Annotated in this window: 4 protein-coding genes; 3 read left to right on the forward strand and 1 reads right to left on the reverse strand. The window is 47.9% G+C overall.

Features of this window, described 5'->3' with window-relative positions:
* A partial coding sequence (locus PUN32_RS11715) for a T1SS-143 repeat domain-containing protein (protein ID WP_274723394.1) occupies positions 1-8331 on the forward strand: 8331 nt, incomplete at its 5' end.
* A 190-nt stretch (positions 8332-8521) separates the two neighbouring features.
* On the forward strand, positions 8522-9136 hold the full coding sequence (locus PUN32_RS11720; protein WP_274723395.1) for a LysE family translocator: 615 nt from the start codon (positions 8522-8524) through the stop codon (positions 9134-9136).
* A gap of 54 nt (positions 9137-9190) precedes the next feature.
* Here PUN32_RS11720 and PUN32_RS11725 read toward each other — a convergent pair whose 3' ends face one another.
* Entirely contained in the window at positions 9191-9664 is a 474-nt protein-coding gene (locus PUN32_RS11725; protein ID WP_274723396.1) for a dCMP deaminase family protein, read from the reverse strand.
* 933 nt (positions 9665-10597) lie between these two features.
* Between PUN32_RS11725 and PUN32_RS11730 the strand changes: the two genes are divergently transcribed.
* A complete protein-coding gene (locus PUN32_RS11730) occupies positions 10598-11911 on the forward strand; it encodes a hemolysin family protein (protein ID WP_274723397.1) in 1314 nt (437 codons plus the stop codon).
* Positions 11912-11997: the final 86 nt, after the last annotated feature.

Here is an 11997-nt window from a genome sequence, read left to right on the forward strand (position 1 = left end):
ATTAGCGCGGTGCAGCCGCTGTCGTTGAGTGAAGATGATTTAGCGCAAGGCTCGGATGTCAGCCAAGAGCCACTCAGTGCCGCAGGTCAATTTAGCGTGGTACAAGGGGCGGATCGGGTGGTCAGTTATCAGCTCGACAGCAGCGTCAATCCAGTACAAGGCTTAACTTCCCATGGGGTGGCGGTCACGCTGTCGGCTCCGGTGGCCGATAGCAATGGCAATCTGACGTACACCGCTAGTGCGGGTGGCAGTGCGGTGTTTAGTTTGCTGCTCAATACTAATGGCAGTTATACCTTTACCTTGCTCGGTGTGATTGATCACGCGGTGGGTAGCGATAGCCAGTTATTGAACTTTACCGTGCAGGCGACCGATTTTGATGGTGATAAAACCAGTGTCACGCTGCCGGTGACCATTGTCGATGATAAACCGACTATTAGCGCGGTGCAGCCGTTGTCGCTGAGTGAAGATGATTTAGCGCAAGGCTCAGATGTCAGCAAAGAGCCACTCAGTGCCAGTGGTCAATTTAGCGTAGTGCAAGGCGCCGATCGGGTGGTCAGTTATCAGCTCGATAGTAGCGTCAATCCGGTACAAGGCTTAACTTCCCATGGGGTGGCGGTCACGCTGTCGGCTCCGGTGGCCGATAGCAATGGCAATCTGACGTACACCGCTAGTGCGGGTGGCAGTGCGGTGTTTAGTTTGCTGCTCAATACTAATGGCAGTTATACCTTTACCTTGTTTGGGGTGGTGGATCACGCGGTGGGTAGCGATAGCCAGTTGCTGAACTTTAAAGTACAGGCTACCGATTTTGATGGCGACACCAGCCGTATTGTATTACCCGTCACTATTGTTGATGATAAACCGACCATTAGCGCGGTGCAGCCGCTGTCGTTGAGTGAAGATGATTTAGCGCAAGGCTCGGATGTCAGCAAAGAGCCACTCAGTGCTACGGGTCAATTTAGCGTGGTACAAGGCGCCGATCGGGTGGTCAGTTATCAGCTCGACAGCAGTGTCAACCCAGTACAAGGCTTAACCTCCCATGGGGTGGCGGTCACGCTGTCGGCTCCAGTCGCTGATAGCAATGGCAATCTGACTTACACCGCCAGTGCGGGTGGCAGCCCGGTGTTTAGTTTGCTGCTCAATACTAATGGCAGTTATACCTTTACCCTGCTCGGGATGGTTGATCATGCGGTGGGTAGCGATAGCAAGTTATTGAACTTTAAAGTGCAAGCCATCGATTTTGATGGTGATAAAACCAGTATCACGCTGCCAGTCACGATCACCGATGATAAACCGCTCATTAACGCAGCAGAGTCATTATCAGTGAGTGAAGATGACTTAGTGAAAGGTTCCGACAGCAGCAAGGAGCCATTAACAGCCACTGGCCAATTCACCACCACTCAAGGTGCGGATCATGTGGTTGCTTATACTTTGAACCCGACGGCAAATCCATTAGCCGGCGTGACCTCTGGCGGTCAAACCTTGAGCTTAACCGATCGGGTCGATGCCAATGGCAACCATATCTATTCGGCGAGTAAACCAGATGGCAGTGTTATTTTCACCTTGCAGCTCAATGTTAATGGCAGTTATTTATTCACGTTATCTGGACCGTTGGATCACGCCGTCAACAGTGATCAATTACTGCTTAATTTCAATGTAGTTGCCACCGATTATGATGGTGATAGCTCAACGATGGTATTGCCGGTCACGGTATTGGATGACAAACCACTTGTGATCAGCGCACAAGCCTTGTCGGTGAATGAAGATGATTTGGCTTTGGGAACCGATCAAACCAAAGAAGCCACTTCGGTATCGGGACAATTTACTGCCACTCCCGGCGCAGATGGTGTTATTTATCAACTGGATACCAGTGCAGGCCGTGATACTGGATTGACGTCACAAGGCCAGCCAGTCGTATGGGGTACACCAACCGTTAATGGTCAAATTTATACTTATCAAGCGATCGCCAATGGCGTGGTTATTTTTAGCTTAGTGCTGCGGCCTGATGGCAGCTATAGCTTTACTTTAACGGGTGCCGTGGATCATCCGCTCAATGCCACTCAACTGACGCTGAATATTCCGTTATTCGCCCAAGATTTTGATGGTGATCGCTCGTCAATCCTGTTGCCAGTGACCATTGTTGATGATGTGCCGATCTTGTATGACAAAAATATTGCCTTGCAAGAAAATGCGGCGCTTCAATCGGTCAACATGTTCTCACGTGATAATAATTTGAGCGCGGATACTCAAGGTGCAGATCGTGGGGTGATCACCCAATTCAGTGCGGTTGACAGCGTAGGGCGCGATATTCAATTCCGTGATGGCAATCAATTGCTGAATGATGTGCAGCTCAATGGTGCGTTGAAAACCGTCACGGTGGTGGAAATCATCAATGGCGTGAGCCGCGATCTCGGTAGCTTAACGATTCAGCCGAATGGCACCGCAAGTTTTAAACCTGTGGCGCAGTTGCAACACACGGAAGGTAATGACATCAAATTTACCGTTAATGTTACTGGAACTGATTACGATCGGGATACTTCAACCGAGCAACTGAATATCACGATCTCGGATCAGAAAGCGACTATTACCCAACAAAAATTTATCGGTTATGAAGATCAAGGACATGATGCATCACTGAACTCAGTTCCGGTTGGTGAGCAAAGTAATACCCAAGATAATTTGGGTGGTCTAACTGGCGATGCGTTGAAATTAGCCTTACAGATCAACCTCTACGATGTCGACCAAGCGGAAAGTTTAGGCAATGTTTCGATCTTGAATCCCAACAGCCTCGCTGGCGATTTTTATTATCTCAATGCAAGTAATCAATTGATCAAATTGGAGGTGGATCCCGCCAGTGGTCGAGTGGTGTTGCCAGCTGCGCTAGTGCAGCAGTCGCTCAATGGGACCATCGCGACCGTCAATAACCTGTATTTTGTACCCGATCGCCACACATCGACCGATAACAATGGCATGAGTGCTTCGGTTAGTGTCGATATTCTACATAATGGGGTTCGCGATCATACTACGAGCGGTACGATGCGGATTGAAATTGAGAGCGTAGCCGATATTGCCACTTGGAAAAGCAGCAGCGTATTTCACTATGATGGCCAGGAAGATAGTCGCCATGTGCCGCTGAATATTAGTGCAGAAACGCAAGACAGTAGCAGTCCTGAAACGATCACTTATCAACTGCGCTTTACCGAAAATGGTCAGCATGCCAAATTGGTATACAGCGATGGTTCATTGATCCCGAGCACCACCGATGCCAGTGGCACTTACTATGTGGTCGCGGCCAACAAAATTGGCCAAGTGCAGGTTGATCCAAGCGATAATTTCTCCGGTCAAATCAAACTGGATGTGACGGCAATAAGCCAAGAACAGACCAACTTTGTGACGGGTAAACAGACCGCGCAATCGGAAACCAAGCAGATCGTGATTGATGTCTCCCCAGATGCGGATCGCGGTAGCTTTACGGTCAATCGCATTTCGATTTTCGAGGATAATGCGGCCAGTCAAAATGCGCTCGATCCAAGGGTAGAGCACGATCCTTTGCTGCTCAGTGAAGTGATTCGCATGACCGGCTCTGCTGATGTTGATGGTTCCGAAAATCTGTTTGTACGCTTGTCGGACTTTACCGACAGCGGTGCAACGCTGGTTTGGCTGGGGGCGGGAGCGAGCCCGATCACGCTTGGAACCTATCCTAATGGCACTACTTATTATGAAATTCCACAGAGTGTACTGGCACAAGTGGAAGTTTTACCCACAGCGCACAGTAACCAAGACTTTTCGTTTGTCGTACAAGGCATCGTTAAAGACACCGCCAATTTATCGACGGGTCAAGTACAGGATATTGAATCCTTGGGCAGTAAAACTGTGTATGTGGCGGTGAAAGGGGTCGCTGATTTGCCGGCGATTGAATCGATAGGTGGTAATCACTGGCAAGGATTCAATGATGGTACTCATCAAGGTGTGATGGTGACCGTTAAGGAAGACAGCACGGTCGATCTCAATTTCACGATTCTTTCGGGAGAGCTAGCGCAAAGTCCAAGCGATCACTCAGAGACGATTTCCGTGTTGCTTTCCAATATCCCCGATGGAGTAAAATTGTTTGACAGTGATGGCCGCAGCGTGGATTTGGTGTTTGCAGGTTACGATAGTCAGCAAAAACCCACCTACCAAGCGAATATGACGGTTGCGCAAGTGATCACCGGAATTCAGGTTCAGCCGACCGCATCGTCTACCAAAAATATTGATATTACCGCGACAGTGATCGTGACGGAAGACGATGGTCATGTGCGCCAAGTGCAAAATACCATTCGTATTTTGGTCGAGCCAAAAATTGATATGGTTGAGAACTATCACAATGCTGCGGTAGGTAATGAAGACTCTCGGATCAACGTCAACTGGGTGCCACAAAATAGCGCGGGGAATATTCAGTATCCAGATGGACAAGAGTATTTCAGTCGCGTCGAAATTTCCGGATTCCCAGTGGGCAGCCAAGTTTGGGTTAATAATCAGCCGGTCACTTTAGTCAATGGCGTACTGGTGCTTACCCCAGCCGCAGGACAATCGGAGGTCAATTTTTCCAACCAAGTGATGGCCTCAGGTTATATTCAAGTGCTGCCGCCGCATAATTCGAGTACCGATTTTAGCTTAACCACGGTGTTGACCGTTAAAGAGCAAGATCACGAATATGTCAATGCCACGAACCCTGGGCAAGGTATTACTGAGCAAGTGATCCACGGCTCGGTTGCAGTGAAAGTCAATCCGATTGCGGAATCGGATGGGCAGCTTTTGGTCGAAAATAGTGGGCATGTCACCCAAGTGGTACAAGCGGATGCTAATGGCCGGATTGACTTTACCATCAATGATGCTGCTGGCGGTCAGTTAGGGGCGAATGTGATCCGCTTTGATAACTTAGACAGCAATACGGCTGGCGGTTATCAATCGATGGAGTTGGTTGACCAACTGGTGGTGAGTTTTGGCAATCTGTCACAACAGGTACTTGATCAGTTATTCATTACAGGGGCCATCAATAACGGTGACGGCACTTGGACCATTACCAATGAGGCAGATTTCAGCATTAAAGCGCCCAATGGCTTGATTTACAGCAGCAATAATGATCCCGATGGTAATGGCTTCAATGAGATTAACATTACCATTAGTGCCAAAGTGTATGACCAAGGTGAAGATAGCCGTGAGGCGAAAATCACGCAATTGGCGACCACTTCACTGACATTAAGCTTCCCGACCGTGGTAACGGGCAACCACAGTGTGGCCGCTGAGCTTAATTGGGTCGGTAATGCGGATGATTTAGTGATTGGTCAGGAAGATAAACCGGTGGATTTGGGGCTACAGATCCAAGAGAAATTGATGCTCAGCCCCGTTGGGGTCGATAGCGTGGCTGATGAATTGAGTCTCGTGATTAAGGCCAGTGATCTGCCGGCTGGTGCCTCGATTGTCGGACAAGATTTCAACTTTGTTGATGGGCAGTACGTGTTTAAAGGTACCTTGCAGGCGGATGGTTCCATTTCTGGCTTGCAAGGGTTGGTGCTGATCCCACCACGTGATTATGCCGGTGATTTTAAATTGCCGATCACCTTCGTCACCACGGATCCTCAATCAGGGGACGAGAAAAGCATGACAGCGCAAGTTCCGATTGCGATTGCGCCGCAGGCGGATGTGCCAAGTAGTGCCGGTGATCAGCCACTGGATAATAACCTAACACCAGCGGTGAGCCTGCAAGTTAAGGGAACTCTAGGACTGGATGCCGATCATCAGCCAACCGATCTGGCTCATGATACGCCAACGCAAGATGGTATTGCTTATGAAGATGGGATTGTCCAGCTCAATCTCGCGATTGGCTTGGCCGACAGCCTTAACCTTACCACTCAAGGCCAAGAGGTGTTGAGTGAAGTGATTTTGACCCTCAGCGACAGTCATGCTGGCGTATTTGTTGATGGGAATGGACAAAGTTTGGGTAGCAGCCTGACTCTGACTCAGAGCGAGTTACCTGCGGCGCTGAGCAATATTTACTTTAAACCGGCGGCTAATTACCCAAGTGGTAATGCTCAGCATACGGTGCAAATTAACGTGAGTGGCAAAATTACCGACAGCACAGTATTTGATGAAACGAATGCCAGCTCACAAGGCGTACTCAGCAGTGATGCAGGCAAGAGCTTTAGCTCGCAAGTGAGTTTTGAGGTCAAACCGGTCGTCGATAATATTGATTTTAATTCCGGCGCTGCACTGGCCGTGACTGGGATTGAAGATGGTTGGATTGCGTTGGCGGATCAAGCCGGTGGCCTGAAGGTGAGTCTGACGGATGTTGATGGTTCAGAGCAATTTGTTTCGTTAGTACTGACTGGATTGCCAACCGATTTTCTGGTCAAGTCGCTCTCGAGCGATTATGCGGTGAAAAATAGCGGCGCTGGAGAATGGAGCGTGCAGATCCGTAATCCGAGCTTAACCAGCTTAGATCTCTCGGCATTGGCGATTAAACCAACCCAAGATTTTAGTGGCCAAGTGCAATTGGGGATCAAAGTCTTTACCCAAGAGGCCTTGCTTGGTCAACCGGTTGAATACACCAGTCAACTCACGCTTAACATCAATCCTGTTGGCGATGAGATTGATATTGATCCCGCTACTAATGTGCAGGGTGATGAAGGTCAAGCGATCGAGATTGCGCTTAAAGCGCAGGTCCTCGACCAACGCGAGAGTTTACCGGGCGGCACTAACTATAGTGAAAACCATCCGGAAACCTTGCGAGTAGAGGTTTCCGGCGTGCCTGCGGGGGCATCATTGAGTTTGCTCGATGGCACACAGGCAACCAACCTGGGTGGTGGAGTATGGGTATTGTTCATTAATGCGCAGCAGTTGGATAAAGTCATTTTCAATTCTGGTGATAATAACCAACAGAACTGGGATGGACAGTTGCACTTTACCGTGCAATCGGTCGACACCGGCTTAGCCGGCGATCAACATCTTGGTGCTGCTCAGCAGTTTGATGTCGCGGTTGCAGTGACGGCGATCAATGATAAACCAGAACTGGATAGCAGCAATCTCACCACCCAGATCAGTGAGCTAGCGGCACAAAAATTGACCGGCATTGTCGTGTCGGATGTGGATTATGTAGGCGCACATGCAAATGATGTGATGAGCGTAACCCTCAGTGTTAGCCAAGGTCTATTGAGTGTGCAAGCGCCAGTCAGTAGCTCAGTGGTAGTAAGTTATGCGCTTGATGGTAGTGTGATGCTAGAAGGTAGCCCGCAGGCGATTAATGGATTACTGAATCATAGCGATCCTCGCTATGGTGTGTTTGTGGATGCGCGGGCGATTGCTGGTACCCAAATTGCGTTCACGGTCACGGTGCAAGATCGAGGGGTGTATTTTGAGAACGCGGCAGGCATCGCATTAGAAGAGAGCAAAACCTATCCGATTCAAGTGACACCGGTGGCTAATGCGCCAAGTTTGAGCCTCAATTCGAGCTTGAACTATGCACAGCAGATTTACACCAACCAGAGTGTGAGCGCGCAAGGTATTGCGCTGTTAGGGGCGATAGCGGCTTTGGTCGATTTACATGAAACGCTGAGTATTCGTGTCGATCATTTACCTATTGGCGCGAGTTTAACCAGCACTAGCGGTCAGATCACTGAGGTCGGGAATGGAACCTGGGAGGCTTCTGCTGATGCGCTGCCTAATCTCAAAGTGGTGGGGTTAGACGAAGGGGTACATAATCTGATCTTGACGGCACTGACGACAGAAAGTGATGGTAGCCAAGCTCAATCCAGCAATTCGATTGATTACCGTATTGAAATTGCGCCAGATGGCAGCGATCTTGATCATCACAGTTCTACACAAAATAGTTTCGTGATCGCAGATCAGAGTGGCATAACTCTGGTCGCAGGCAGTGGCAATGACTATGTACAAGGTGGTGCTGGTGATGATGTGTTGATTGGCGGTTCAGGCAATGACATCTTGATTGGTGGTGCGGGGGCGGATCTGTTTAAGTGGACCGCAGACAGTACCAGTGATCAAGTCGATCGGATCCGGGATTTCAGCCTTAATCAAGGCGATAGCATTGATTTGACCGATGTAGTGCAAGATCTTGGCAGTAATCTGTCGCTAGAACAAATCTTGACTAATCTCGGCGAGTCGAACCAACTGACCGCACAAGTGGTGAATAATGATCTTCAATTAGGCGTTACTACAGATAACAGCGTGCATCAAACCATTGTGATTGAAAATTTAGCGAGCCAGATTGATTTTAGCGGTATGAATTCGCTAGATATTATCAGTACTTTGCTGGATCAAAATGTCCTGCGGCACGACTAGTTAACCCGCGACAGTTGTACCAAGTCAAACCGATCTCAGCCCCTGTAACATGGGGCTGATTTTTTCTATTCAAGCCAAATTATCAATACCTATCACCTCAGTTGTGGGGGATACATTTTGCAAACTTTGTTCTATAGTTCTCAACTGTTTGAACATCTTGTCACCTGTCGAGAACGTGTGAGGATTACACATGACACTGACCATTTGGTTATCTTTGTTTACGATTTGTATTTTGGGTGCGATGTCGCCAGGCCCGAGTTTGGCGATGGTGGCCAAACACAGCTTGGCCGGAGGGCGCAAAAATGGTTTGGCTGCGACTTGGGCACATGCGCTTGGCATTGGTGTCTATGCCTTTATTACCTTAATTGGTCTGGCGGTAGTGCTGCATCAATCGCCCCTGCTTTTTAAAACTATTAGTTATGTTGGTGCGGCCTATTTAGCGTATTTAGGCTGGAATGCCCTACGTTCGAAAGGTGGCGTGGCAGCAAAACTTGAATCGGGTATCGCGGTGTCGGTTTGGCAATCTGCCAAAGAAGGGTTGCTGATCGCTTTGCTGAGCCCGAAAATCGCGCTGTTTTTTATTGCGTTATTTAGTCAATACGTCATGGTTGGCTCTGATCTGAGCAGCAAAACCGTGATTGTCTTGACCCCGCTGGTGGTCGATGGTCTGTGGTACAGCTTTATCAGCGTGATTTTATCTTCGCCACGCTTGCTCGATAGCTTGCGATCTCGAGCAGTATTGATCGATAGACTTTCCGGGATCGTATTAATTGCTTTGGCGCTGCGTGTGCTTTGGACGGCTTAGAGGATGGGAAATGGGTTTGAGTTATGCTCAAACCCAAAGGCTATTGGTGGTCATTTATTCAGTGGGCAGCTCAATGGTATTGATATGCTTGATCTGAGCCAATGGCAGCCAATGTACCGTGACGCCCGCTTGTAAAAACATCTCTTGGCTGACATTAATTTTATCGCCCCAACGAGATAAGAAATCGGCAGACTGCTCAGGGCAGTGTACGGCGGCGATTCCGGTTTGGATGATCTTAGCCGCGCAGTTAGGGCAAGGAAAATGAGTGACGTAAATTTCACAGCCATCCAGATCGCGTTTAGCAAACAAAATAGCGTTCTCTTCCGCATGCAGAGTTTTTAAATATTTCATATCACGATCATCGGTGCTGGCACTATCGGAAATACCGTGCGGATAACCGTTAAACCCCACGGAAACGATGCGATTCTGCTTGGTGATCACTGCGCCGACTTGGGTTGACGGGTCTTTACTCCATGAACCCACTAATTCGGCCATCTGGAAAAAACGTTGTGCCCATTTTGAAATCATGTCGTTATTCCTCATTGATTGTCGACCTTGCTATCGGATAAGTTTCTAAAGAGAGCATTGGCAGCGATACTATCACGATTTTTATACTCGGAGTCTATACCCTTACTCTTTGAAAATGCTCACCTTGGCATTCTGCGGTCGAAGCGCAAGCTAGATTGATACGCTGCGTGGTCACTTGAATTGGCGGCCAGTTGCCTGTGATTTCAATCACATAAAGATTGAGGCCGCATCGAGCAAGATATTCTGAATTTAGGATGTGCCTTGTGAGAAATTTCTTACAAGATTTGTAGGAAATATTATCTTTAGTCGAGTGGTAATTAAATGGTTCCTGGTTTAATTTATTGATATATAGGTGTTTTCTTTGATCTTGTGCAAATTCAACGGATTAAAGATAGCAAACGGATATTGCTGAAATTTACCAATATCGTAAAGTGGATTGGTCAGCAGGAAGCAGACACGGAACAGGAAAGACCCAAGGATTGGTCATCTTCAGGATGAAGATTTCGATTGTTCAGGATGAATGGTCGGCAGGGAGAGCAAAGGACATTGGCTGGAAGCTGCATAACTAGGATGGTTATCAACGGAAAGTGAATGGACAACTTAAAGGATTAAGCGAGTTCTGTCAGGATGACAGAGAAAGGGACACCGCTAGGAAGGCGATGAAACGGAATGCGCTGAAGGATACAGCAGACGATCAAGGAATAGATGCAGGGAGCACCTATCAGTAGCTGGATTGCTGCGAGTAAGAACCAAAACCCCACTAAGTGATTGCTTAGTGGGGTTTTCTTTTTTCTGCGGATTTGCAACCAAGCACCTTTCCTGATCGCATTGTGTTAACATAACCACGTTGAACAAGGTTTGATGAGTTTCGGCTATGCAAATGCAAGTTCTGTCGGCTGAAGCTTTTCGTGGTATTGATTTAGGATGTCACTTATGAGTTTTTTTGAAAACATCTCGATCATCATGGTGCTGATTGCTGCCAGTTGCTTTTTTTCTATGTCGGAAATCTCCCTCGCCGCAGCACGTAAAATACGTTTGCGCCAAATGGCGGATGAAGGCGATGAGCGCGCCGAACAAGTGTTGGCGTTGCAGGCTCATCCGGGCAATTTTTTCACTGTGGTCCAAATAGGCCTTAATGCGGTCGCGATTATGGGCGGGATTGTCGGTGAATCGGCGTTTACCCCTTATATTCGCTCACTGCTTGAAGGCGTGATCCCGAGTAATTGGTTAGGACAAGCGAGTTTTATTTTGTCATTTATGCTGGTGACCAGTCTGTTTATTTTGATTGCCGATTTAATGCCTAAACGGATTGCGATGGCGATGCCTGAGCGGATTGCCGCTCAATTGGTTGGCGGTATGCTGATTTGTATTACCATATTAAAGCCGATTGTGTGGTTATTTAATGGGTTCGCTAACGTACTGTTTCGGGCCTTGAGATTGCCGACTGAGCGCAATGACGAAATCACCTCAGATGATATTTACGCGGTGATGGATGCGGGGGCGGAAGCGGGAGTGCTGGATAAAGGCGAGCAGCAGATGATGGAAAGTGTGTTTGAAATGCAGACCATCCCGGTCACGTCAGCTATGACCGCTCGTGAGAGTTTGGTTTTTCTGAGCTTGAATGACAGTGAAGAGTTGATCAAACAGAAAATTTCGCGGCATCCGCACAATAAATTTTTAGTCTGTGATGGGCAATTAGATCTGATCAAAGGTTATGTGGATTCCAAAGCGCTGCTGCTACGGGTGATTAATGGCCAAGGCATGAATTTGAAAGAGAGTAACGTGGTGATCAGTTGCCCGATCATCCCAGATACTTTAAGCCTTTCCGAAGCGATGGAATACTTCAAAATTAATCGCGTCGATTTTGCGGTGGTGATGAATGAATACGCGCTGGTGGTTGGGGTTGTCACCTTTAACGATTTGCAAAGTGCGGTGATGGGCACTTGGGTTTTGGCCGAAGGTGAAGAGCAAATTGTAGCCCGCGACAGCAACTCTTGGTTAGTTGATGGGGTAACACCGATTACCGATGTGATGCGTGCCTTTGAAATTGAATCATTCCCGCAGCAGCAAAACTACGAAACGATTGCCGGATTTATGATGTATATGCTGCGCAAAATTCCGCGCCGTACCGATTCAGTCGTCTATGCGGGTTATAAATTTGAAGTAGTCGATATTGATAATTATAAAGTTGACCAATTATTGGTCAGTCGTAGTGAAACCCTAGAGCCTGTCGTCAAAGAAGAATAATAGAGGAAATCGATTCACTATTAATTGGCACTTTTTATCTGTGGATGAACGATTAATCTTAGATATTCATCAATGACGAGAGAAAG

The organism is Vibrio chanodichtyis (assembly GCF_028863985.1).
GTDB lineage: Bacteria > Pseudomonadota > Gammaproteobacteria > Enterobacterales > Vibrionaceae > Vibrio > Vibrio chanodichtyis.